Origin of the sequence: unidentified bacterial endosymbiont, from assembly GCF_918320885.1 — a bacterium.
GTDB lineage: Bacteria > Pseudomonadota > Gammaproteobacteria > Enterobacterales.
Genome location: NZ_OU907312.1, coordinates 219,201 through 242,260, shown reverse-complemented (window position 1 = coordinate 242,260; position 23,060 = coordinate 219,201). Strand labels below are relative to the sequence as shown.

Here is a 23,060-nt window from a genome sequence, read left to right as displayed (position 1 = left end):
CTTGCCACCTTTTTTTAGACACAGAGAAGAGAAACCTTAAGCGACCTGGGATAACCAATTTTTTTCAAAATTTACAGGAGACAGATAGCCTAGCGTTGAGTGCCGTCTCTGTCGGTTATAAAACACTTCTACGTATTCAAAAATGCTCAATTTGGCTTGTTCTCTGCTCTCAAAACGTTCAAAGTGGGTGTGCTCTGTTTTTAAGGTATGGAAAAAACTCTCTGCTACTGCATTGTCATAACAATTGCCCGTACTACTCATGCTAAGCGTTATCTGGTGATGCGCCGATACAGCCTTGAATCCTTTGCTGGTATACTGGCTGCCTCGGTCGGAGTGGTGGATGAGACCTGCAGCAGGCTTCCTCCGTGTTATTGCCTGGCGTAATGCTGCGGCTACTAACTCGGTGGTCATGTGAGCTTGCATATCCATCCCCACGATACTACGAGAGAACAGGTCCAGTACGATAGCAACATACAACCATCCCTCTTGGGTCGGAATATAGGTAATATCTGCTGCCCAGTATTGATCAGGGCGAGTGGCTGTGAACTTCTGCTTGAGTAAATTAGGCGCCACTGCGGCCTTTGGATCGACTATTGTGGTTACCTTAAATCGTTTTTTCATCTTAGCCGCAATATGGGCTGCTTTCATTAGCCGACAAACCCGTTTGCGTGAACAGCGCTCACCTCTAGCTCGTAACTCAGCATGGATACGTGGGCTACCGTAAATTTGGTTGCTTATGGTATAAACCTCTTTAATTTCAGATATTAAACGCTCATCCTCACAATAGCGCTTGGATGGCTCAGCCTTGATAAACTGATAATAGCCACTGCGGGATACACCTAACACGTTGGACATCCTCTCTACGCTGAATTCCCCAGCATGCTTTTGCATAAACTGGTATTTTACTTGCGGGCCACTGAGAAGATGCCCAAGGCTTTTTTTAGGATATCCCTCTCTTCGCGTGCTATCGCCAATTCTTTCCGCAATTGACTGAGCTCAGCATCAGACGCTTTCAGGTATCCTTTGCCCGGGAAAGCCTCTGCACCATCCTTGTTATGCTGATGGACCCACCCTGCCAATGTACTCTTGGGAACTCCCAATTCCTCGCTCAATTGACAGAGCGTTTTACCAGTGCTGTGATACAGCTTTACCGCATTCAGCTTGAATTCCTTATCATAGCTCCTTGATTCCCCTTGATTCATAACTTCACCTCAAAAAGTAACAAAAAATTATACGCTTTGTTCCTCTTCGTTGTGTCCGTTAAAGGGTAGCAAGATCACCTGGTGCGCTGGATGATGCGCAAGTACAAAACCCTTGCCCGTCATAAAACGCGGGCGAGTCATGCCCTTGGGCGGCTTGCGCGTCGATTCCAGAGTGCCTTCGTGCATTGGGAAATGGGATGTCTTCCAGCGGTTGGATGATGGGAGCCGGATGAGTCGAGAGGCTCACGTCCGTTTCTGCGAGGGTCTGGGGGTGCAACTCCCCCGGTCTACTCGACACTACGTTGCGACCCAGGAGGGTTGGTTATATGTTGCAGTCATCTTAGACCTATATTCTCGGTACATTGTTGGACTAGCAATGTAAGCTCATATGACGGCTTCTCTAGTTATAGCCGCTCTACAACAGGCAGTAACACACAGAAAACCCTCGGGGAGCCTGATTCATCATTCCGATCAGGGTAGCCGAACAATAGGGTATTTTACTGAGCATGAGTGGGATTGGAAATTGTTATGATAATGCAGCCGCTGAGAGCTTTTTCCATACCCTAAAGACCGAGCATGTCTACTTTGAGTCCTATGAGACCCAGGAACAGGCTAAACAGAGTATTTTTGAGTACATCATGGTGTTTTATAACCGTAAAAGGCGGCATTCAACACTCAACTACGTTTCACCAGTAGAGTTTGAAAATAGCAGACAACAGCAACTAGCGGGTTTCTCTTCTTAGTGTCCGTTAAAACGGGGCAAGATCAATGGAATCTTCGCCGCACTTAATGCTTAAGGTCCAGTATATGAATACGATCAAAAACCGGACATTTTAGGAGATTGTTGACAATTGATAAATTATTGTTAACTTTTACTTTAAAAAAGTATTATTATTATGTGATAATTCTGGATGTTTTTTTCGAGGAGCGAGTCCCTGATATTATGAATACCCTATTAAAAACTTCTTTATTGTGTTACCTAGCCGTTGGCACCAATGTCGTGGTCGCCAGGGCTCTAGAACAGCCCTTAGCCATGGCCGGTGAGTCTTCAGCGACTCTTCAGACCCTTCCTGCTGTTGATGTAATCCTCGGTAGGCAGGAGGACGCTGCTCAAAAATTTTCAACCATTGAAGGATTATGGCCTTTTTTCTACGAGGAGCAACAGCTGCTGTTTCTGCAAGGCGGGTGGCATCGCCAGCAACAGCGAAACCTACTGAGTCTTGGTTTAGGATGGCGTTATTTCCCCAAAGTCCATTGGGGATTAGGGTTTAACCTATTCTATGATCAAGAGACCAAAAGACAGCAACGTCGTTTAGGATTGGGGGGTGAGGCGTGGTGGCAGTCATTGACGCTTGCCGTCAATGGCTATCTCCCAGTCAATGGCTGGAAGAGCGCTCATGAGTTGACAGGATATCGACAGCGGACGGCCAGCGGTTATGATGCGACTTTGAGAGGCTATCTACCGGCTTTGCCGCATCTGGGTGTTTCCCTACGCACGGTTCGCTATTGGGGTGATGAAGTCGCTTTAGACAGCGAGCAACAACGCCATCGAAATCCTCAGCAGTGGGGCTGGGGGGTGAGTTACACGCCCGTTCCGCTCCTGACTTTGGCTTATCAAAGGCAGGCCGGGTGTGGCAACGCTAAACATCAGATCAGTGCCGTGCTAAGTTATCGTTTTTCTCTCCCCCTATCCCAACAGTTAGATCCACAGCAGGTCTTCGTACTGCATTCAGCAGAGGGCCAGCGGCTGGCTCGGGTGCAGCGTGAGCGAATGATAGTTGTAAAATATGCAAAAATAGCCGATCCAGCAGAAGAAGCATTAAAAGAAGCAGAAGCATTAGAAGCAGCAGCTGTAAGAAAATTAAAGGAAGCAGAAGCAGAAGTTGCAAGAGCAAGAAATGCAGTAGCAGTAGCTAAAAAAGAAGAAGAAGAAGCAGTAAAAACATTAACAGAACGAGTAAGAAAAGCATTAACAGAAGCAGAAATAAAAGCATTAACAGAAGCAGAAAGAAAAACAAGAGAAGCAGCAGAAAAAGACTTAGGACAAGCAGAAGCAGCAAGAGATGCAGCAAGAGCAGTAGTAGAACAAGCAGTAAATGCAGTGAAAAAATTAGAACAGTTGAGAAAGAGGTAAAAAAATCTCAACAAAAGTGGAGTGATAGGGATAGGTGCTGTAGCTTCTATGTATTACTTACGATTTAACCTGAGATTAGCAGTTGAAAAGAGCAGCGTTACCGGTTTTGATAGCAGGTTTCGAGCCTTCTATTAAAACAAGAGGTAACGCTCATACTTCATGGTAACAAACCTACTATCAAACACGCAGTGGTATCCTTATCAATAATAGGTCTACTTTAGGCTTAGGCAAAAAACTCGCTTATACTGGAGGCTGTGTTGCACGTATTGTTTGAATCCAGCCATGCCGACCTCGCTACTAATTAATGTTCTGCCCACTGCGATCCGCATCGCCTACTGTCAAGGTAGACGCGTGCTGGAGTTTCTGATGGTTCGGCCAGAGCAGCCGAGTCTGGTTGGGGCCATTTATCGCGGGCGGGTTTGTCGGCTATTGCCAGCGCTACAGGCGGCCTTTGTCGATATTGGTACCGTTCCACCCGCTTTTTTGCCGGTTAGCCAGATTCGGGATACCCCCCCCTTACAGCGCTCTCAGCAAGCGGTTTCCCTCATTCCACCCATCCATCGATCCCTTTATGAGGGCCAATCATTGAGGGTCCAAGTGATCCAGGATCCCTTTGGAACAAAAGGTCCTCAGCTGACCACGCGGATCACACTATCTGGTCGCTACCTGGTGCTATTACCTCAGCAGAGCGCTATCCAAATCTCACGCCGCATTACCAGTGTGGCGGAGCGTGAACGGCTGATCACGGTGGTTATGAACCATTCCAAGAAAGCCCTGGGGTGGATGATCCGCACGGCCGCCACTGGCATTGATGCTGCCACCATCGCCCATGAAATCACGCTGCTGCAACAGCAGTGGCAGCGCGTGTTACAGGCTGATCAGCCAGCCCAAGGGATCAAGAAGCTTTATGAGGAGCCCTCTTGGATACCGCGCATCCTACACGACTACGGCAGCGCTGAGCTGACACAGATCGTGGTCGATTGTCAAAGCACTGCCGAGCAGTTCAGGGCGTTTAGTCGACAGTGGATGCCTGAGATCTGCCCTAAAATTGAATGCTATCCCGGTGCTAAACCGCTGTTTCAGCACTGGGGGATTGAGTCGGTGATCCAGGAAGCGTTAGGACGCTCGGTGGCACTGCCTAGTGGCGGCTATCTGCTGATAGAACAGACCAGTGCCTTGACGACCATCGATGTGAATAGCGGCAGCTTTGTAGCGGCAAGCGATCCAGCCAGGCTAGCGCTGCAGACCAATCTGGAGGCCGCCCAAGCGATTGCTCAGCAACTCCGCTTGCGGGATCTCGGGGGGATCATTGTGGTCGATTTTATCAATATGCTGCAAGCCCCCCATCGGCAACAGGTTTTAGCCGCACTACGGCAGCTGTTAAGCGGTGATCGGGCTCAAACGACCCTAGGGGAGTTCTCACCGTTAGGGTTAGTGGAGATGACGCGTCAGCGTCGCCGTGATCACCTCGCTGGGGATCGGTGTCAGATCTGTCCCAGCTGCCAGGGACGTGGGATCCTCTCAGGATAGACCCTTGGCTACCATCTGAACCCATTTAGCGTTATGATGATCTGCAGGGGATCTTTCTGACTAGACTGCCGTGCAGTCACCCCATTCCATTATCCGCAACCCCCTACCATAGGTCGACTATCATGAGTGTAACCGCTGTCAGTGAACAGCTTCTGATCCCTTACGGATTAAATCAACAACAGCTGTTTACTGGGTTAACCCTGTTAGCAGAGCGGAACATTGATTATGCCGATCTCTACTGCCAAGCCACTTGGCATGAACAGTGGATCCTGGAAGAACGCATTATCAAGCGGGCGACCTATCATATCGATCAAGGCATTGGGGTACGGGCAGTCTCTGGTGAAACCACCGGCTTTGCTTACGCCGATCAGCTCAGTGTCTCCACACTACAGCAGAGTGTCCAGACAGCACGCTGTATTGCCCGCGAAGCGGGCCAAAGCGCCATAAGCGCTCTGGTGACTCGGCAGCCTCAAGCCTGGTATCCCGCGGTGAATCCGTTACAAACGCTGCGTCGTGAAGAAAAAATTGACTTACTGCATCGGGTTGACCGGGCGGCCCGGGCAGCTGATCCACGCGTTTGTCAAGTGACCGTTACCCTCGATGGCCTCTATGAGTTGGTCCTCGTGGCGGCTACTGATGGCACGTGGGCTGCTGATAGGCGTCCCCTTGTTCGCCTCTCGATTACTTTGTTGGTAGAGCAGCAGGGTTGCCGTGAACACGGCAGTGCCGGAGGCGGAGCGCGGTGTGGCTATGACTACTTTTTACAACCGATGCAGGGGATCAGTCGTGCCGAAAGTTATGCTCAAGAGGCAGTTCGCCAAGCCCTGGTTAATCTACAGGCGATCCCGGCTCCTGCCGGGACATTGCCCGTGGTGCTTGGCCCAGGTTGGCCCGGCGTACTGCTGCATGAAGCGGTGGGTCATGGGTTGGAGGGGGATTTCAACCGTAAAGGCTCTTCGGTATTTGCCGGTCGCCTAGGCGAACTGGTCGCGTCGCCGTTATGCACCGTGATTGATGATGGCACCCTGCCAGAACGTCGGGGCTCATTAACCATTGATGATGAAGGCACACCGAGTTCTCACAATGTGCTCATTGAAAATGGCATCCTCAAGGGCTACTTGCAGGATAAACTCAATGCCCGACTCATGGGAGTGCTTGCTACTGGTAACGGTCGTCGTGAATCCTATGCCCATCTGCCGATGCCACGTATGACCAATACCTATTTACAACCTGGTCAGCAGAGTCCACAAGCGATCATTGAAAGTGTCGATTATGGCCTCTATGCGCCCCACTTTTCGGGTGGACAGGTCGATATTACCTCAGGCAATTTTGTCTTCAGCACGGCGGAGGCTTATCTGATTGAACGGGGACGCGTTACCAAACCGGTTAAAGGTGCGACGTTGATAGGATCTGGCATAGACACTATGCAGAAGATCTCGATGGTGGGGAGTGATTTAGCGCTCGATCCAGGCGTTGGGATCTGTGGTAAAGCTGGCCAAATGGTCCCGGTTGGGGTTGGGCAACCAACCTTAAAAATAGAGGCGATGACGGTGGGTGGGGTTGCCTAGCGTGCTTGCAACGCTAAGTAGAGCTAATCCAGCTGATCTAAAATCTCCTGTGGCAGCGCTTGATCGGGTTCTTTCGCTTGCTCACCCCGCTCCTCTTGAATCGCGAAGTCATTCGATTGAAAGTAGGCCTCACGAACGGTGAGGTAGCTGTCTGAGGAGTGCTGCAGTATTGATTCTCGTGACAGCAGCTGAGCACGCCTTTCAATGCCTTCTAATAACTCCTTGCCAACCCGTCCCCATAAGGTCAGGGTGGTGAGTGGGAAATAGCAGATCTGCTCTATCATTCGACCGGTTAGCTGTCGTGGCGTTGTCGGTCCATAGGCTGGTAGTACCAAGAAAGGCCCATGGCCAAGCTGGTAGTAACCAAGTACATGACCTAATGGGTAATGGGGGTGTTTTGGCAGGCCACTGTAGCTAGCGATATCAATCAGGCCCCCGAGCCCGACAAGGGTATTGATCGCAAAGCGGGCTACAGGTCTTAATGACTTAGTGAATTGGGCCTGCAGTAAATAATTCATCGCGCTGGGCAGTTCATCTAAATTACCGAGCGCATTGTCAATCCCCTGTCGTAGCCGGTATGGCAGGCAGTGATGCCAGACGACCGCCAGGGGTCGGAGTAGTAGGGGATCTAGGAGATGGTAGTTCCATCGCCACATCAGCCGATTGAGGGGTTCCAGGGGATCCGAGCGATGAACGTCAGCAGGGTGCACTGATTCGTGAGGCGTCGTCGTTTTTGAAGGGATGACGAGGGGACGACTCGCACAGCTGGCCATCACTATCGGAGCGATCAAGATCAGCACCCGTGAATAGCACTTTAGCTGGCTTAGTGGAGCCACTCTGTGTAGGGGGTGGTCGTCGCGATGCGGCTCATCCTGATAGGAACCCAGCCCTAGCTTTGGTAAAAAAACCACGGAGGTAGGGTAATCATTGATGGAGGCCGATAGCATACAATCAGCGAGATCCCAAAAAAGTTAATCGATTAATAACCATAGCATACGCTAAACCCCTGAGGGATATTTTTTGAGCAGTAGCGCAGTCGATTCTAGCACCCTGATGATGCATGAACAATATAACTTTAAAGTGTTATTTTATAAGATCTTAGTCATGAGGGTGCTCGTTCTGCTTGGATGGGCGTGCGGAGGATTGTAGGCTTTAGCCTAGAACCTTCCTTGAGCAGTAGAGGCCTACTGATGGAGAGTTTATTTGCTTATGGTGTTTAGTCTCGTTATCTGACAAAATGGTCCGTTTAGAAAGTAAACTCTGGCAACATGATGAAATGCGCTAGTGTACTGTCGAGAAGGAGTTAGTATGCCGGTGATTACGCTCGCCGACGGTAGTCAGCGTCACTATCCTCATCCCGTTTCTCCTGTAGCAGTGGCCGAAACTATCAGCCCCCGTTTAGCCAAACAGTGTCTGGCAGGCTTGGTGAATGGTCAAAGGGTAGATGCCGGCGATCTGATCGAGCAGGATGCCACCCTGATGATTATTACGCCCCTGATGCCGGAGGGCCTGGAGATTATTCGTCACTCTTGTGCCCATCTGCTGGGGCATGCAATCAAGCAGCTCTGGCCAGAGACACGGATGGCCATTGGACCTGTGATCAAGGATGGATTTTATTACGATGTTGATCTGGAGACGCCGCTGGATGAGCAGGCGTTGGCACAGCTTGAGATCCGTATGCTGCAACTGGCGCAAACGAACTATCCGGTCATTAAAGAGCGAGTCAGTTGGCAGGCAGCCCGGGATCGCTTTGTGCAGCGTGAAGAGCCTTATAAAATCACTATTTTAGAGGACAATATTCGCCAAACCGATCGGCCAGCACTCTATCATCATCAAGAGTACGTGGATATGTGTCGCGGACCCCATGTCCCTAACATGCGCTTCTGCCGCCATTTTAAATTACTCAAAGTGTCAGGCGCTTATTGGCGTGGCGACAGTCACAACAAGATGCTGCAGCGGATTTATGGGACAGCCTGGGCGGATCAAGCGGGTCTTGAACACTATCTGCAGCGTTTGGCAGAGGCAGCCAAACGGGATCACCGTAAAATTGGCCAGCAGCTCAATCTTTACCATATGCAGGAAGCAGCCCCGGGGATGGTGTTTTGGCACCCCGATGGCTGGACCCTATTTCGCCAATTGGAAACCTTTATCCGTACGCAACTAGCAGCGCATCACTATCAGGAGGTTAAAGGCCCCCTGATGCTGGATCGCCAGTTGTGGCAACAATCTGGCCACTGGGAAAAGTTTGCCGAGCACATGTTTACGACAGCATCGGAAAATCGTGAGTATGCTATTAAGCCGATGAACTGTCCTGGACATGTACAGATTTTTAATCAAGGGTTGAAATCCTATCGAGATCTACCGCTGCGCTTGGCGGAGTTTGGCTGCTGCCATCGCAATGAACCTTCTGGCGCACTACATGGCTTAATGCGGGTGCGAGCCTTTACTCAAGATGATGCACATATCTTCTGTACCGAAGCCCAAATTCAAGCAGAGGTGAGCGGCTGTATTAAAATGGTGTATGATACCTACGCGACGTTTGGTTTCAAGCGTGTAGAGGTCCGGCTATCGACCCGACCCTCCGAGCGAATTGGTTCTGACGTCGTCTGGGATCGTGCTGAACAGGCCTTAGTTCAGGCGCTGCGTAGCCACAGCCTCACTTTTCAGTTACAACCGGGTGAAGGCGCCTTTTATGGTCCGAAAATCGAATTTACCCTTTATGATTCGCTCGATCGGGGTTGGCAATGCGGGACGATCCAACTCGATTTTTCGCTGCCAGAGCGTTTAGGAGCGACCTACGTCGGTGAAGACAATGAACGGCATGTGCCGGTCATGATCCATCGGGCCATTTTAGGATCCCTCGAGCGTTTTATCGGCATTCTAATCGAGGAGTATGCTGGCCATTTTCCAACTTGGTTAGCGCCGGTCCAAGTGGTCGTGATGAACATCACCGATAAACAGGCTGATTATGTTCGACAAGTTCAGCAACAGTTACAAAATGCTGCGATTCGTGTTATATCGGACTTGAGAAACCAAAAAATTGGCTTTAAAATCCGCGAGCATACCTTACGTCGAATTCCCTATCTGTTGATCTGCGGAGAGCAGGAGATGCACCAGCAGCGTGTTGCGGTGCGAACGCGCTGTGGACAGGATTTAGGGCCGTTTGAGGTCGAGCGCTTTATAGGGCTGCTACAGCAAGAGATTAGCAGCTATCGTTTGCAATTATTGGAGGAATAGAGCATTAAAGGCGGAAAACGAATCCCGGCAACGCGTCCTAATCGCATTAATGAAGAGATCCGCGTGAGCCATGTTCGCCTAATCGATTTAGAGGGTGAACAGGTTGGCGTAGTTAGTATCAACGAAGCGTTAATCAAGGCCGCAGAAGCGGGTGTCGATCTCGTTGAAATCAGTCCAAACGCTGAGCCACCCGTTTGCCGTATTATGGATTACGGTAAATTCCTTTATGAAAAGAGTAAGTCTGCAAAGGAACAAAAGAAGAAGCAAAAAATTATCCAGGTCAAAGAGATTAAGTTTCGACCGGGTACTGACGAAGGTGATTATCAGGTCAAACTACGCAACCTGATACGCTTTCTAGAAGAGGGCGATAAAACGAAAATCACGCTGCGATTTCGTGGTCGTGAGATGGCGCATCAGCAGATCGGTCTTGATATGCTGAATCGCCTCAAAGAAGATCTCGCTCCATTGGCCGTCGTTGAATCGTTTCCGTCCCGGATTGAGGGTCGGCAAATGATCATGGTACTGGCCCCTAAGAAAAAATAGCCAACAGAGCATGAGCGCTAGGGGAAATCGGTTTCACCCATCCCTCTAGAACAGAGTTGTTGTCCTGTTGTCACTGACAATGCGGAGTTTTATTGATATGGCTAAACAAAAAACCTTAAAGAGTGCTGCCAAGCGTTTTAAAAAAACGGCTTCAGGGGGCTTCAAGCACAAACAGTCTCATGTGCGTCACATTTTGACCAAAAAATCGTCAAAGCGTAAACGCCACTTGCGTGCAAAATCCATGGTGGCTCCCGCCGATCGTGCTCAGATCGTGGCGTGTTTACCTTATGTATAATCACGCTGCCGATAATTTGAGAAGGAGAGCACGATGGCTCGTGTAAAACGGGGTGTGGTGGCCCGCGCCCGCCACAAAAAAGTACTGAAACAAGCGAAGGGCTATTATGGGGCCCGCTCGCGGGTTTACCGGGTTGCTGTGCAGGCGGTGACTAAAGCCGCCCAGTATGCTTACCGCGATCGCCGGCAGCGTAAACGCCAATTTCGCCAATTGTGGATCACCCGAATCAATGCGGCGGCGCAGCAGAATGGTTTATCCTATAGCCGTTTGATGAATGGTCTTAAGCGTGCTGCTGTCGACATTGATCGAAAGATTTTAGCGGATCTGGCAGTTTTCGATAAAGCAGCGTTTTCAGGCTTGGTTGAACAAGCTAAATTAGCGTTAGCTTAACTGAATAAAGCGTTTGACCCGCTTCCGTGCTGTGGGAGGCGTGAGCGATTGTGGCCACTCAAGGGGTTTCGCTATAGCCTCTGTTGGCTTCAGTCGCGTGGTTAAATCGCTGGGATCGGGATAGCTTTGATGCCACCTAAAAACCTCTCACTTTGAGAGGTTTTTTACTGATCGGGGGAAGCATGCAACATCTCACACACTGGGTCACTCAAGCGCAAATAGCGATTGATGCAGCAAAAGATATTGCCGCACTTGAACAGATCAGGGTGCACTTTTTAGGCAAGAAAGGGCTGATCACGCAGCAACTGGCCACGCTAGGGGGGCTAGCGCCTGAGGTGCGTCCAGGGGCTGGCCAGCAGATTAATCAAGCAAAACAAGTGATTCAAAGTGCGCTTGCGCAGAGAAAGCGTTTACTGACTGCCGCAGCGGATCAAGCGAAAATCGCTACGGAAACGCTGGATATCACGCTGCCAGGACGACGACTCGATCAGGGAGGCCTACACCCGATAACCCGCACGATTGAGCGGATTGAACGCTTTTTTAATGATCTGGGATTTACCTCAGTCTCTGGCCCAGAAATAGAGGATGCGGAACATAATTTTGATGCCTTAAATATCCCAGAACACCATCCTACCCGTGCCGATCATGACACCTTTTGGTTCGATGCTCAGCGGCTGCTGCGCACCCAAACCTCCAATGTTCAGATCCGTACTATGAAACAGCAGGCACCACCGCTGCGTATCATTGCCCCGGGACGGGTCTATCGTAATGACTATGATCAAACCCACACCCCAATGTTTCATCAAGTGGAGGTGTTGATGGTGGATACCCAGGTGACTTTTGCCGCTCTCAAAGGGATCTTACACGACTTTCTCGTCCATTTTTTTGAAGAGCCCCTATCCGTGCGGTTTCGTCCCTCCTATTTTCCCTTTACCGAGCCCTCAGTGGAGATCGATATTAGGCGCTCGGATCAGCGATGGCTGGAGGTGCTGGGTGCTGGCATGGTGCACCCTAAGGTTCTAAGCGGTGTCGGTATCGATCCGGAGATCTATTCTGGATTTGCTTTTGGTATGGGGGTGGAACGGTTAGCGATGTTGCGCTACCGGGTGCCCGATGTTCGCTCTTTTTTTGAGAACGATGTTCGCTTCCTACAACAGTTCAAATGAGTGAGGCCGCTTGAGTATGAAATTGAGTGAAGCGTGGCTACGCGAATGGGTTGATCCACCGATCAGCTCAGAACAGCTGGCTGAACAGCTGACCTTGGCAGGCTTGGAAGTGGAGCAGCTCACCTTGGTGGCTGGGGACTGCCTGTTTGAGATCAGCTTAACCCCGAATCGGGCCGACTGCTTAAGCATTGCTGGCATGGCACGTGAAGTAGCGCTATTCAACCAACTGCCGTTGAAGGCACCGACAATCACCCCTGCAACAGTGACTATTGAAGATACGGTATCCGTTGGGGTTGAGAGCCCAGCTGCTTGTCCGCGTTATTGCAGTCGGGTCTTGAAAAATCTTGATGCCCGGGTTGAAACGCCTAGGTGGATGCAGCAAAAGTTGCAGCATTGTGGCATTCGCCCGACCCACTCCATTGTGGTCGATATCACCAACTATGTGCAGATCGAGCTAGGTCAGCCCCTGCATGCGTTTGATTTGGCAGTGATTGAAGGTGCGGTGACCGTTCGTTTCGCCCGTGCTGGCGAAACATTAACCGTCCTTGATGAACGTCAGGTGACGCTGGAGTGTGACACCTTGGTGGTGGCTGATCAACGTCAGCTACTGGCCATGGCCGGAATGATGGGTGGGCAGTCGTCCGCGGTTCAACCATCGACTCAACAGCTGCTGTTAGAGAGTGCTCACTTTGATCCTCGAGTCGTTAGCGGCCGAGCACGACGCTATGGGATCACTAGCGAGGCCGCCTACCGTTTTGAGCGTGGTGTTGATCCGCTGCTCCCTGAACGGGCTTTAGAGCGGGCTACGGCCTTGTTATTAGCACACTGTGGCGGTGAGGTTGGTCCGCTGATGGAGGTTACTACCCCGGCGGCATTGCCTCAACCGCCCACCATTCATCTGCAGCACCACGCCCTGGAGCGGCTTATTGGGCATCACTTTGACGCTGCTTGGGTCGCCGCTCAACTGACAGCGCTGGGCTGTCAAGTTCAGAGCATTGCGGAGGGTTGGCAGGTGGTTCCACCCAGTTGGCGGGTCGATCTAGCCTTAGCCGTGGATTTGATTGAAGAGATCGCTCGGGTGTATGGCTACCATCGGATCCCAGCCTGTGCGCCTCAGGCCCCATTGCTGTTTCAATCCCATTCTGAGGAGCAGTTACCACTCAACCGCCTGCGGACACGATTGGTTGACCGAGGTTACCAAGAAGCGATCACCTACAGTTTTGTCGATCCAGAGCAGCAACAACGGCTACATCCGCAGCAGCCTGCTTTAGTTTTGCCGCATCCTATTTCTGTAAAACTCTCCGCCATGCGGCTATCGCTATGGAGTGGTTTATTAGGGGCACTCCTCTATAACCAGCATCGTCAGCAACAGCGGATACGGCTATTCGAAATGGGTCTACGGTTTATTCCCAACGACCAGGCGGAACAGGGGGTTTTACAGGAGCGTGTTATTGCCGGCGTGATCAGTGGTGATCGTGATGAAGCACATTGGGACTTACCGCGCCATAGTATCGATTTTTTCGATATGAAAGGGGATGTAGAAGCTCTGGTCGCACTCACAGATCACCCGGACAGTCTACGATTTAAACAGCACGCTCACCCGGCATTACATCCGGGGAAAAGTGCTGCTATCTATCTACGGGATGGGTTGATAGGGTACCTGGGTGCATTACATCCTACGGTTGAGCAGCAGCTGGAGCTTAATGGCAGCACGTTAGTATTTGAGCTGTTAGTCGACCCATTACTACAGTGCACGGTGCCACGTGCTCGGGAACTCTCTCGTTTTCCGGTTAACCGTCGGGATCTTGCTGTAGTGGTTTCTGAAACGGTGACTGCTGAATCAGTGATGGAATTGTGCAAGGAAGTTGCTAAAGATGAGCTAATGCGAATAAACTTATTCGATATTTATCGCGGTGGAGCGGTTCCTAGGGGGTGTAAAAGTTTGGCAATGAGTTTATGGCTACAGAGTAGCCACCATACCCTGGAGGAAGGCGAAATGGCAGCGATAGTATCGCGGGTAGTGACGGCATTACAACAACGATTCCAAGCATCCTTGAGGCATTGAACGATGGCGCTAACCAAAGCCGATATGGCTGAAAATTTGTTTGCGAAATTAGGGCTCAGCAAACGGGATACCAAACAGCTTATCGAAACCTTTTTTGAAGAGATCCGGACTACTTTACAGAGCGGTGAACAGGTGAAATTGTCTGGCTTTGGTAACTTCGACTTACGAGACAAGAGCCCACGTCCTGGACGCAACCCAAAAACCGGAGAGAACATTCCGATTACGGCGCGGCGTGTGGTTACTTTTCATCCAGGTCAGAAGCTAAAAAACAGAATCGTCTGGCAACAAGCGCCCTAGAAGTACAGCATCTAAGCACTGCTCGGGGCATGAAGCTTTAAGCAGAGATCAGGGCCGCTGATTGCATGCCCCACAGGCGGTAGGCGATCAGCTTGAGCTTACCGCCTTAGCAGGCGCATCCGAGTCTGGTTGGATATGGATTGCATGCTGGCCCTTAGCGCCCTTCTGGAGGGTAAATCGCACCTGCTGACCTGCTTTGAGGGTACGGTAGCCCTCCATTTGAATCATAGAGTAGTGAGCAAAGACATCTTCGCCACTCTCAGGGTGGCAGATAAATCCAAAACCTTTGCCATTATTAAACCACTTGACGATACCTGTCTCCATATCATTACAATCCTTTATTAATCCATTAACTGATGACCAATAGTCTAACTATTTGTTTTTTAAAAAACAAAAATAGCCTACGGGTACTTTAATAGAATTTAGCGCCACGTCAAGTAGTTACTTCTGCTACTTTGCAATGGATTGAGTAGAATAGCGGCTAAAGGTATCTTTCAGCTAAGCGAGATCGCCAGGTAGCCTGAAGCCGTCCCGCTTGTGTATCCTAGAACCAGCTACTGAATAGGATGTCGATCGGGGAGAGTCCGATGGCGAAAAAGAGCCATTTATCCGGGTATTCAAGAGAAGGATACAGCAAGATACAAAAGCCGTTACAACATCGAGTATTTCTTTAAGAACATTAAAGAAAATAAAAGGCTCGCTTTGCGGTTTGATAAACTGGATATAATGTTCTTCGCTTTTTTTACCTTAGCTTGCTTGAAAGTCCTGAAATTATTTTGTTAACAGTGCCATGCAAGGGGTGGTGGCGCAATAAAAAGCGCTGACTAGTTCAATAGCCACTCAGGTCGCTGCGGCAAGCGTGCCTTAGCGACAGCGGAAAATGATACGCCCCTTAGAGAGATCGTAGGGGGTTAACTCCACGGTGACTTTATCGCCGGTTAAAATGCGGATATAGTTTTTACGCATCTTGCCGGAGATGTGGGCTACGACGACATGCCCGTTCTCCAGTTCGACGCGAAACATGGTATTTGGCAGGGTCTCTAAAATAGTCCCCTGCATTTCAATACACTCTTCTTTAGCCATTGCTGCTCCGTAATTTCATGCTCTGCATTGAGTCAGCGCAGATGATGCCGAAAAACCTGGGTAGTGTAAAGGATTACAGAAATGAAAGGGGGCACGTCACCGCAGTGTTGTCTAGAAAGCAGGCAAGGTAGAAAGCAGTTTTTCTACGATCTGAGTTATGTAATATATTGAAATAGTTTGATTACCTTGTTAACGCCTTGAGTCTGTCTAGCAATCTCAACCGCTGTTTCAGCTTCTACGTGGGTGACTGAACCGTATAAAAACACCTCCCTATTTTCCACCGCCAATTTCACATGGTTGAATTTTATCTTTTTGTTTGCTAGCAGTTGCGAGCGGATTTTGGTCGTGAGCCAGACATCATGAGCAGCAACCTGTGCAGTGATGACCGGGAGAGGTCGGATTTCATTGTGGATCGCTAAGATCCCAGGGACCGAAGCGACGATCTGCTCGATTTGTTGTTGCAGTGAAGGCGTAGGCGCTTGCCCAGTGAGTAGCACCACGCCGGTATGGAGGTGAAGCTGATACCGAGTATTTTTCTGCACCACTTGATCTTGCCGTAAGGCAGTCAGGATGCGTACTTTCAACGTATGGTCATCCAGCTGATGACCCACAGTTCGTGGATCAGTGGTTGCTTGAGTGGCTATGACGGCCGCAGCGCCGATTACCCCGGCACCGATACAGCCTGACACTGACAATACTATCCCAAAAAACAGACTATAAGCGATTAGCAAGCGATGCATCTGTCACCCCTATTCATGATCTTGCGACTTAAATAATCTATGATCCACGAGATCACACAAACAGTTGAGGGCGACGGTGTGGACCTCTTGAATTCGAGCGCTACTTTGGGAAGGTACCCGAATTTCAACATCTTGTGGGCCAAGTAAACCCGCTAACACGCCATCGTCATCACCCGTTAAGGCGATAATGGTAATGTCACGCGTTACAGCCGCTTCCACTGCCTTAATGAGCGCTGGATTGGTATTGCGTTCAGATATCACCAGCAAGATATCACCAGCATGACCAAAAGCGCGCACCTGTTTAGCATAAATCTCATCCTGTAAATTATCATTAATAATAGCCGTCAAAGTAACGGCATCAGCGGTTAGCGACAGTGCGGGTAAACTGGGGCGCTCGGTTTCACAATGGTGGATAAGCATGGCGCTAAAACGTTGGGCGCTGGCGGCTGAGACCCCATTCCCACAACAGAGTATTTTATTGCCATTTAATAGGCTTTGGACAATGGCTACTGCAGCCAGGGCAATGCTTTCTGGCAGAATTTCCGCAGCGGCAATTTGCGTTTGAATGCTTTCGGTGAGGCAGGTTTTTATTTGATCTAACATAGGCTACCTGTTAGCGTTAAAAGCATTGGGGATCCATTCGACCGTTGCGGGGTCGCCGTTGAAGGCCAGTAGATCAAAACGACAAGGGGTTGTGTTTAGACAGAGGCCTTGTCTAAATAACCATACACGCGCGGCCTGGTATAAACAGCGCTGTTTGCACCGCGTAAAACTGGCTATTGCGCCGCCACAGTAGTTTGAGGCACGGTAACGAACTTCAACAAATATCCAAATCTGTTGCTCCTGCATGATCAGATCAATTTCGCCGCCCCGGAGTATTACATTAGCCGCAATGAAGCGCAACCCAGCGCGCTCTAAGTAGAGTCGTGCCAGGCGTTCGTAATAGAACCCCTGTTGACGCCGGGTTAGGGTACCAAAAGCTTTTGGCCTTGATAGTAACGTGCCCATGTTAACTGCCGATGAATAATACCATGAGAATCCGCCTTCAGAATACCTGTGGTGCCTGATAATCGAAAATAGGGTAGCCTTAAGAGCTCTTCGAAGTGGTTGGCTAGCAGCCAGGCATCATGTCCCATGGCGTAGAGGCGGATCAGCGAAAAATCCTTATTAAACCGTTTAGCTGCCTGCTGGCTAATAGACAGGGGCTGTTGGGTGATCAGCAGAGGAATATCACCGAATTGTAGCCCTTCCATCTCTAAACGTAGATCGGGGCCAATGGTGGAGCGAAAACTGCGTGAGCTGGCATAGAGTGCAGGTCTTTTATCTGCCGCGGGGATGGTCGTATCCAGCAGGGACTTAAGAAGAGTGAACTCTTCAGGCGTAGCGACCATGTAGACGGCATCAATGGTTGGAAGATCCCACACCACTGAGCCCTCTTCGAAGCGGTTGTCTTGGTTAGGAAATAGTGTTAGCAAAGAGAGCTCTTCAACAGGTTCTTCCGGTCTATCAGGCAGTGTGGCAGTCGCTGCTGGCTGGGAGCGGCTTGATAAGTGATTGATAGTCTGTTTTAACTCCGTGACAGGCGAAAAATAGTGAACCACCGGTTTATAGCCAGAGAGCTGCTGCCACGTGTGCTGAAAAGCCCGAGCTGCTTGCTCCCCCAAAGGGCTTTGAGGCACTAACACTAAAGGCTGTTGTTTTTTTTGGTGCCATAAGTGGCGGGCAGCATCTTGAGCTTCATCGCTTGGAGTGAGCCCGTAGTAACAGATGGAGCGCTGCATCGTTGGCGGCTGCCAGGGAACGTTCAGTGCTAAGAGGGGCAGGGGTACTTTCAGCTGACTGAGCTGTTCAACCTCCTGCTTGAGCAAAGGACCGACGAGTAGTGAAACCTGATCACGTTGCGCCTGGGCCAACAATGCTTGGATAGGCTGGGTCGTGGTATCATAGGTGACGATGTCTGGCAGAGTACTGGCAGGGGTTTCCTCGGTGAGGAGCGATTCAGCTTGCTCTGGCAGCGATGGGGGACTAGTCGCTGGTCGCGCGGCATCCATAAAGCCTTGGTAGATACTGTGTCCGAAGGGGCCCGCAGGACCACTCATGGGCAATAGCAGGCCGATTTTATGCAACTTCAGCGGTTGTAGTTGCAGCTGTTGGATCATCAGTGCTGGTAACTGCTGAGCTGCTGGATGAGTAGGATACTGTTGACGCCATCCCGCGATAGCCTCTTTCAGCTGTTGGAGGCTGGGGGGCGTGGCTTGATAGAGCGCTAGTAGTGCTAACCACCCTTTCAAGGGTGTGGAGGGCTCCACCGCCGCTAGCGACTGCAGATCGGTTGTCGATAAGGCTACAAGCCTTTGCCAGATCTGCTCACAATGAACCGCTTGGGCCGGTTTTGGGAGCAGCGGTTGCCAGGCAATGAGGGCGACTATCTCCGCTGGTGGGTCCTGCTGTAATTTGGCTAGGGTATAGCGTAGTTGATAGTAACGGCATTGCTGATGAGTCGGGAGTGCGCCAGGTGCCAATGCGTTTAAGGGTTTGGAGGCACTGATTGGATCGCGATGCTCTAGGGCGATGGCGGCTGTCAGGAGTTGTTGTTCCTGATATTGTTCAGGCGTGAGTGACGGCGGTAACGCTTGGAGGTGCTGTAGCGCTTGTGCCAGCTGCCCCTCTTGTAAGAGGGCGCGTATGGCCAATAGTCGCCAGGTGTTAGCAACAGGACCCTGGCTTTGCTGCAGACGCGAGAGATAATAAGCAGCACGCGCCGCGGGATCATAGAGATCATCCGGCTGTAATAAGGTGGGAGCCTGTTGACAGCCGCTCACTAGGGTCACCATTAAAAGAACCAGCTGTAAGGCACGACGCGGTAGAGGAACGATTAATCGGATCAGCAACATAAGCCGTTCACAGGCTCCTGCTAGAGTTAAGATAGTTCATCTTAGTGGGGGGCGCCGTAGGACACAACCCAGATCACTCAGATTAAGGCACAATTTACGATGCAACTCCCAACCCTCTACATTGTTCCTACGCCGATTGGTCATTTAGAGGATATCACCCAGCGTGCGCTGACGGTATTACGCACAGTCAACCTCATCGTGGCAGAAGATACCCGGTATAGTGGGCGCTTGTTGAAGCATTTTGGGATCCAAAACCGGTTTTTTGCCCTGCATGACCATAATGAAGCGCGGTGTGTGCCGATCTTAATCAAGCGACTGCAATCAGGGAGCACCCTAGCGTTGGTTTCAAACGCCGGGACTCCGTTGATGAGTGATCCAGGATTTCAATTGGTCTGTGCTTGCCGGGCAGCGGGAATTCCGGTGGTACCACTCCCTGGCCCCTGTGCCGCGATTACAGCACTATCAGCCGCGGGGGTTCCTACGGATCGCTTTTGTTTTGAAGGGTTTTTACCGGCTAAGCGAGCCGAGCGCTGCCATGCCTTACAAGCGTTAGTGGCCGAGCCACGTACGCTGATCTTTTACGAATCCTGTCATCGCCTGGTGGAGTGCTTGCAGGATATCATCACGGTGTTCGGTGTTGAACGCCCTGTGGTACTGGCCCGAGAGTTAACCAAGTTGTGGGAGCAAATTTATGGCGCCCCAGCAGGTCAGCTGCTGGAGTGGGTGCAACAAGATCCCTGGCGCCAGCGGGGCGAGATAGTGTTAGTGGTTTCAGGTTACCCAGGGGATGATCAGGGGTTGTCACCCGCTGTGCAACGGACCCTAGCACTATCACTGCAACAGCTGCCTTTGAAACAGGCCGCAGCCCTGACGGCAGCTATCCATGCTGTTAAAAAGAACGCAGTGTACCGCTATGGATTGACCTTAAAACAGAGGCTGCCAGCTGAGGAGGCATCAGCGTTGTCGTAAACCTTATCGAGCCAGAGATTTCTGGTGGTCATGGGAGGATCTATTGGTTTCAGTTGACCACCTAATCCATCGGTAGTTATCCTAACCATGACTACTACGGAGATTGCAATAGAACCTGGGTCTTTCTCCACCGTGCTGGTACAATAGCGAAACTTTTTTGCTTTGCGACTGATCGCTTATTCCACCAAATTGTCTACTGATTGCTCTCCAGTACAAGAGGTTACTATGGCTGTTTCCACCTTTTTTATGCCGGCTGTTAACATGATAGGTCGTGGTGCACTATCGGATGCGGTTGATGCTGTACAGGCCTATGGGCTGCACAGAGCACTGATCGTCACTGATCAGGGACTGCTGCAGTGTGGAATGGCTACTCGAATACAGCAGTTACTGAATCAACAAGGCATTGAGAGTGTCGTGTATAGCGACACCCGACCTAACCCAACAACGGATAATGTGCAACAGGGCTTGGCACTGTTACAGCAACAGCAGTGTGATTGTGTGATCTCATTAGGCGGAGGGTCTCCCCATGACTGTGCGAAAGGCATCGCCTTAGTCGCGAGCAACGGGGGCTCGATAGAAGATTATGAAGGGGTTGATCGCTCAAGCCGACCACAGCTCCCGATGATTGCTATCAATACAACCGCTGGAACGGCTTCAGAGATCACACGATTTTGTATCATCACTGATCCAATACGCCATATCAAAATGGCGATTGTTGACAAGCACGTGACCCCCTTACTGTCGGTCAATGATCCAGAGTTGATGGCGGGTATGCCCTCTTCGCTGACTGCAGCCACCGGGATGGATGCATTAACCCATGCCGTAGAAGCTTATGTATCGACTGCTGCCAATCCGATTACAGATGCTTGTGCGTTAAAAGCCATCACGATGATTGTTCACGCTTTACCACAGGTGGTCCAGAGAGGGGATGATCAGCCAGCCCGTGAAAGTATGGCCTACGCTCAATTTTTGGCGGGAATGGCCTTTAATAACGCCTCGTTGGGTTATGTTCATGCGATGGCTCACCAGCTTGGCGGTTTTTATGACTTACCACACGGGATCTGCAATGCGATATTGTTACCCCATGTACAAGCTTTCAACGCGCCAGCCTGTGCCAAGCGCTTAGGGGATATTGCAGCCGCCATGGGGATAGATATCCACGGCTTGAATGAACAGCAGCAGACAGAAGCTTGTATCGGTGCTATCAAGGCATTAGCAAAAACTGTGAATATTCCTGCTGGATTGGCGATGTTGCAGGTCAAAGAGTCCGATTTCGCACTGCTCGCCACTAATGCCTTGCAGGATGCCTGTGGAGTGACCAACCCACGTCAGGCAAGCCAGGCAGAAATTATTGCTATTTTTAAAGCCGCGCTGTAATCATTTTGTGACGGCTCACTGAGCCGTCAGGTCGACAGAGCAGAGCAGGCTGTCTGGTTGGTGACGAACCCTTAAGCTGCTGGTGGGCTCCAGTGGTGAAGGGAGTACTGCTTGTACCCACAGCGTGCCATCCGCTAAGCGAACCCTAGCTAACACCCGCCCACTGGTTCGCCACTGCGCACCGAACTGAACTTCTAAAGAGTCCCCCACTTCGGGTAGTTCGGGGCTGTGCCCAGTGAGCCAGTAGCGTGCTCGTCTCTGTGTGCCACGGTGCTGGGCTCGTGCTACGCCCTCTTGCCCCATATAACAGCCCTTAGTAAAGCAAATTCCGTTCAGTTGGTCTAACTGTACGGCTTGAGGCAGTAGCTGGCCGCTGTTAGGGGCATCGATAATCGGTAGACCACTCGCAATATCCAAGGCTAACCACTGCTCAGAGGGCCCAAAGCGGGCACCTTGCCGTAGTAAAGCGCTGGTTATTTCATGGGCTGGTTGCGGTACAACCAGCAAATAACGTTCAGCAGGATCAGGATAATAAAGCAGTACTTGATTCTCAATGACCAAACAGGGCGCTTCAGCACTGGGTAGTTGGGAAAATAGTGTTTGTAGCGCTTGTCTGGCACCAGCACCAGCAATGCCTAGCAGCGAAAACGACTCCTCTTGTTTTATCGTGACTTGAGAAAAGAGGGCATACTGCCGCAGAGCGTTCAGTTGTGCCTCACAAACGCTACGGCGTTGTAGGAGCGCTAGCTGCTCAACCAGCGAAAAAAGTTGGAAACAGCTCCACATTTTACCCTGAACATCGCAATGAGCACCGAGCAAATAGTTATTATCTTGTAAGGTAGTGACGTCGCAGGTTACCTGACCTTGCAGATAGCGTTGTCGATCGGGTCCGCTCAGCGTGACCAGAGCCCACGCTGTTAGCGGGAGAATAGTGAGCGGGAGCTGTTCTGTTGAGAACAGTGCTGTCGGCTCATAAGGGCTGTCAAAGGGCATCATTGGTACATTCATTCATTGAGTGATTGCACAGTATCCTACTATGATCCTATCCTCGAGATCACGTGTCTAGTTTAATGATTCGTGCTGTGGGCCCGATTAGGGTGTTATGGCAAGCCGCTTTACAGCGCTCCCGGTGGACGCAGTGTGGCGTACTGCTACTACAGGGAAGCGTCTCCTGGGCGGTGATGGTCACGCAGTGGCCTATTAGCCGGTGGATGGTGATCCCCCCGTTGTTAGGGGCGATATTGTGGGATGGCCTGAAGGCCCAACGGCGTATTGTAGCCTGCCAGGGAGCTATCGCATTACGCAGTGATGATTGCCTGCTTTGGCAAGATCGGGTGTGGCCGATCACGACTACCCTAGCCACTCCCTGGGGCGTCTGGTTACTGTTGCCGGCGGCTCCCTGGCGGCGTCTATGGCTAGCGAGAGACAGCATGACCCTGGCTGAATGGCGGGCGCTCTGCCGGATACTCCAGCACCGAGAGCGGATGTTAGAACACTAGGAAAAGCCGGTAGTGGGTCATAATGGTTCATCCATCTCGCAAATCAAAGCCACGTCACCGATAGCTTGTGG

General features: G+C 50.8%; 22 protein-coding genes and 2 pseudogenes. 14 read left to right on the top strand and 10 right to left on the bottom strand.

What is annotated here, in order from left to right:
• Nucleotides 1–36: 36 nt before the first annotated feature.
• Nucleotides 37–1,202: pseudogene (locus tag NL324_RS01175) on the bottom strand (IS3 family transposase).
• Nucleotides 1,203–1,229: 27 nt separating this feature from the next.
• Nucleotides 1,230–1,388, bottom strand: a complete 159-nt coding sequence (locus NL324_RS01165; protein ID WP_253305996.1) for a hypothetical protein — start codon at nucleotides 1,386–1,388, stop codon at nucleotides 1,230–1,232.
• A 112-nt stretch (nucleotides 1,389–1,500) separates the two neighbouring features.
• Between NL324_RS01165 and NL324_RS08400 the strand changes: the two are divergent.
• The 4 genes and pseudogenes from NL324_RS08400 to tldD form a co-directional block, all read left to right on the top strand.
• Nucleotides 1,501–1,945: pseudogene (locus tag NL324_RS08400) on the top strand (IS3 family transposase); the annotation flags it as partial.
• 200 nt (nucleotides 1,946–2,145) lie between these two features.
• Nucleotides 2,146–3,336 (top strand): inverse autotransporter beta domain-containing protein, encoded by a 1,191-nt coding sequence (locus NL324_RS01155; RefSeq protein WP_253305994.1) that lies wholly within the window; start codon nucleotides 2,146–2,148, stop codon nucleotides 3,334–3,336.
• Nucleotides 3,337–3,618: 282 nt separating this feature from the next.
• Nucleotides 3,619–4,866 carry an Rne/Rng family ribonuclease gene (locus NL324_RS01150; protein ID WP_253305993.1) on the top strand — a complete coding sequence of 416 codons (1,248 nt, stop codon included), beginning with the start codon at nucleotides 3,619–3,621 and terminating at the stop codon, nucleotides 4,864–4,866.
• 122 nt (nucleotides 4,867–4,988) lie between these two features.
• On the top strand, nucleotides 4,989–6,434 hold the full coding sequence (gene tldD / locus NL324_RS01145; protein ID WP_253305992.1) for a metalloprotease TldD: 1,446 nt from the start codon (nucleotides 4,989–4,991) through the stop codon (nucleotides 6,432–6,434).
• A gap of 23 nt (nucleotides 6,435–6,457) precedes the next feature.
• Here tldD and NL324_RS01140 read toward each other — a convergent pair whose 3' ends face one another.
• The gene (locus NL324_RS01140; protein ID WP_253305991.1) at nucleotides 6,458–7,225 is read right to left on the bottom strand and encodes an MlaA family lipoprotein; all 768 of its coding nucleotides are present in this window, start codon (nucleotides 7,223–7,225) and stop codon (nucleotides 6,458–6,460) included.
• A gap of 517 nt (nucleotides 7,226–7,742) precedes the next feature.
• Between NL324_RS01140 and thrS the strand changes: the two genes are divergently transcribed.
• From thrS to ihfA, 7 genes are all read left to right on the top strand, one after another.
• Nucleotides 7,743–9,671, top strand: a complete 1,929-nt coding sequence (thrS, locus tag NL324_RS01135) for a threonine--tRNA ligase (RefSeq protein WP_253305990.1) — start codon at nucleotides 7,743–7,745, stop codon at nucleotides 9,669–9,671.
• A gap of 3 nt (nucleotides 9,672–9,674) precedes the next feature.
• Nucleotides 9,675–10,214: a translation initiation factor IF-3 gene (infC, locus tag NL324_RS01130; RefSeq protein WP_253307093.1), complete on the top strand. Its 540-nt coding sequence runs from the start codon at nucleotides 9,675–9,677 to the stop codon at nucleotides 10,212–10,214.
• 97 nt (nucleotides 10,215–10,311) lie between these two features.
• Complete coding sequence (gene rpmI / locus NL324_RS01125) at nucleotides 10,312–10,509, top strand: 50S ribosomal protein L35 (protein ID WP_253305989.1); 198 nt, start codon at nucleotides 10,312–10,314, stop codon at nucleotides 10,507–10,509.
• Between the two features lie 33 nt (nucleotides 10,510–10,542).
• Nucleotides 10,543–10,899 (top strand): 50S ribosomal protein L20, encoded by a 357-nt coding sequence (gene rplT, locus NL324_RS01120; RefSeq protein ID WP_253305988.1) that lies wholly within the window; start codon nucleotides 10,543–10,545, stop codon nucleotides 10,897–10,899.
• Nucleotides 10,900–11,081: 182 nt separating this feature from the next.
• The gene (pheS, locus tag NL324_RS01115; protein WP_253305987.1) at nucleotides 11,082–12,065 is read left to right on the top strand and encodes a phenylalanine--tRNA ligase subunit alpha; all 984 of its coding nucleotides are present in this window, start codon (nucleotides 11,082–11,084) and stop codon (nucleotides 12,063–12,065) included.
• A gap of 16 nt (nucleotides 12,066–12,081) precedes the next feature.
• Nucleotides 12,082–14,130 carry a phenylalanine--tRNA ligase subunit beta gene (gene pheT / locus NL324_RS01110; RefSeq protein WP_253305986.1) on the top strand — a complete coding sequence of 683 codons (2,049 nt, stop codon included), beginning with the start codon at nucleotides 12,082–12,084 and terminating at the stop codon, nucleotides 14,128–14,130.
• A gap of 3 nt (nucleotides 14,131–14,133) precedes the next feature.
• Nucleotides 14,134–14,427, top strand: coding sequence for an integration host factor subunit alpha (gene ihfA / locus NL324_RS01105; protein WP_253305985.1), 294 nt, complete (start codon nucleotides 14,134–14,136; stop codon nucleotides 14,425–14,427).
• Between the two features lie 87 nt (nucleotides 14,428–14,514).
• Here the strand turns inward: ihfA and cspD are convergent, their stop codons facing one another.
• The 6 genes from cspD to NL324_RS01075 all read right to left on the bottom strand — a co-directional run bounded on the left by cspD (nucleotide 14,515) and on the right by NL324_RS01075 (nucleotide 19,144).
• The gene (gene cspD / locus NL324_RS01100) at nucleotides 14,515–14,751 is read right to left on the bottom strand and encodes a cold shock domain-containing protein CspD (RefSeq protein WP_253305984.1); all 237 of its coding nucleotides are present in this window, start codon (nucleotides 14,749–14,751) and stop codon (nucleotides 14,515–14,517) included.
• Between the two features lie 540 nt (nucleotides 14,752–15,291).
• On the bottom strand, nucleotides 15,292–15,510 hold the full coding sequence (gene infA, locus NL324_RS01095) for a translation initiation factor IF-1 (RefSeq protein WP_253305983.1): 219 nt from the start codon (nucleotides 15,508–15,510) through the stop codon (nucleotides 15,292–15,294).
• A gap of 155 nt (nucleotides 15,511–15,665) precedes the next feature.
• The gene (gene dolP / locus NL324_RS01090) at nucleotides 15,666–16,250 is read right to left on the bottom strand and encodes a division/outer membrane stress-associated lipid-binding lipoprotein (protein ID WP_253305982.1); all 585 of its coding nucleotides are present in this window, start codon (nucleotides 16,248–16,250) and stop codon (nucleotides 15,666–15,668) included.
• Between the two features lie 9 nt (nucleotides 16,251–16,259).
• A complete protein-coding gene (locus tag NL324_RS01085) occupies nucleotides 16,260–16,853 on the bottom strand; it encodes an SIS domain-containing protein (RefSeq protein WP_253305981.1) in 594 nt (197 codons plus the stop codon).
• A gap of 3 nt (nucleotides 16,854–16,856) precedes the next feature.
• The gene (locus NL324_RS01080) at nucleotides 16,857–17,258 is read right to left on the bottom strand and encodes a YraN family protein (protein ID WP_253305980.1); all 402 of its coding nucleotides are present in this window, start codon (nucleotides 17,256–17,258) and stop codon (nucleotides 16,857–16,859) included.
• Nucleotides 17,216–19,144: a penicillin-binding protein activator gene (locus NL324_RS01075; RefSeq protein WP_253305979.1), complete on the bottom strand. Its 1,929-nt coding sequence runs from the start codon at nucleotides 19,142–19,144 to the stop codon at nucleotides 17,216–17,218. The genes NL324_RS01080 and NL324_RS01075 overlap by 43 nt, the downstream gene beginning before the upstream one ends.
• Before the next feature lie 99 nt (nucleotides 19,145–19,243).
• Here NL324_RS01075 and rsmI point away from each other — a divergent pair, with 99 nt between their 5' ends.
• Entirely contained in the window at nucleotides 19,244–20,113 is an 870-nt protein-coding gene (gene rsmI, locus NL324_RS01070) for a 16S rRNA (cytidine(1402)-2'-O)-methyltransferase (RefSeq protein ID WP_253305978.1), read from the top strand.
• A 225-nt stretch (nucleotides 20,114–20,338) separates the two neighbouring features.
• A complete protein-coding gene (gene yiaY, locus NL324_RS01065) occupies nucleotides 20,339–21,490 on the top strand; it encodes an L-threonine dehydrogenase (protein WP_253305977.1) in 1,152 nt (383 codons plus the stop codon).
• A gap of 15 nt (nucleotides 21,491–21,505) precedes the next feature.
• Here the strand turns inward: yiaY and ygfZ are convergent, their stop codons facing one another.
• Nucleotides 21,506–22,486 carry a tRNA-modifying protein YgfZ gene (ygfZ, locus tag NL324_RS01060; RefSeq protein ID WP_253305976.1) on the bottom strand — a complete coding sequence of 327 codons (981 nt, stop codon included), beginning with the start codon at nucleotides 22,484–22,486 and terminating at the stop codon, nucleotides 21,506–21,508.
• A 62-nt stretch (nucleotides 22,487–22,548) separates the two neighbouring features.
• Between ygfZ and NL324_RS01055 the strand changes: the two genes are divergently transcribed.
• On the top strand, nucleotides 22,549–22,989 hold the full coding sequence (locus tag NL324_RS01055) for a protein YgfX (protein WP_253305975.1): 441 nt from the start codon (nucleotides 22,549–22,551) through the stop codon (nucleotides 22,987–22,989).
• The last annotated feature ends 71 nt before the right edge of the window (nucleotides 22,990–23,060 follow it).

Coding starts and splice junctions, on each gene's coding strand:
- NL324_RS01165 (WP_253305996.1), bottom strand. CDS start 1,388: ATGCACGAAGGCACTCTGGAATCGACGCGCAAGCCGCCCAAGGGCATG.
- NL324_RS01155 (WP_253305994.1), top strand. CDS start 2,146: ATGAATACCCTATTAAAAACTTCTTTATTGTGTTACCTAGCCGTTGGC.
- NL324_RS01150 (WP_253305993.1), top strand. CDS start 3,619: ATGCCGACCTCGCTACTAATTAATGTTCTGCCCACTGCGATCCGCATC.
- tldD (WP_253305992.1), top strand. CDS start 4,989: ATGAGTGTAACCGCTGTCAGTGAACAGCTTCTGATCCCTTACGGATTA.
- thrS (WP_253305990.1), top strand. CDS start 7,743: ATGCCGGTGATTACGCTCGCCGACGGTAGTCAGCGTCACTATCCTCAT.
- rpmI (WP_253305989.1), top strand. CDS start 10,312: ATGGCTAAACAAAAAACCTTAAAGAGTGCTGCCAAGCGTTTTAAAAAA.
- rplT (WP_253305988.1), top strand. CDS start 10,543: ATGGCTCGTGTAAAACGGGGTGTGGTGGCCCGCGCCCGCCACAAAAAA.
- pheS (WP_253305987.1), top strand. CDS start 11,082: ATGCAACATCTCACACACTGGGTCACTCAAGCGCAAATAGCGATTGAT.
- pheT (WP_253305986.1), top strand. CDS start 12,082: ATGAAATTGAGTGAAGCGTGGCTACGCGAATGGGTTGATCCACCGATC.
- ihfA (WP_253305985.1), top strand. CDS start 14,134: ATGGCGCTAACCAAAGCCGATATGGCTGAAAATTTGTTTGCGAAATTA.
- cspD (WP_253305984.1), bottom strand. CDS start 14,751: ATGGAGACAGGTATCGTCAAGTGGTTTAATAATGGCAAAGGTTTTGGA.
- infA (WP_253305983.1), bottom strand. CDS start 15,510: ATGGCTAAAGAAGAGTGTATTGAAATGCAGGGGACTATTTTAGAGACC.
- dolP (WP_253305982.1), bottom strand. CDS start 16,250: ATGCATCGCTTGCTAATCGCTTATAGTCTGTTTTTTGGGATAGTATTG.
- NL324_RS01085 (WP_253305981.1), bottom strand. CDS start 16,853: ATGTTAGATCAAATAAAAACCTGCCTCACCGAAAGCATTCAAACGCAA.
- NL324_RS01080 (WP_253305980.1), bottom strand. CDS start 17,258: ATGGGCACGTTACTATCAAGGCCAAAAGCTTTTGGTACCCTAACCCGG.
- NL324_RS01075 (WP_253305979.1), bottom strand. CDS start 19,144: ATGTTGCTGATCCGATTAATCGTTCCTCTACCGCGTCGTGCCTTACAG.
- rsmI (WP_253305978.1), top strand. CDS start 19,244: ATGCAACTCCCAACCCTCTACATTGTTCCTACGCCGATTGGTCATTTA.
- yiaY (WP_253305977.1), top strand. CDS start 20,339: ATGGCTGTTTCCACCTTTTTTATGCCGGCTGTTAACATGATAGGTCGT.
- ygfZ (WP_253305976.1), bottom strand. CDS start 22,486: ATGATGCCCTTTGACAGCCCTTATGAGCCGACAGCACTGTTCTCAACA.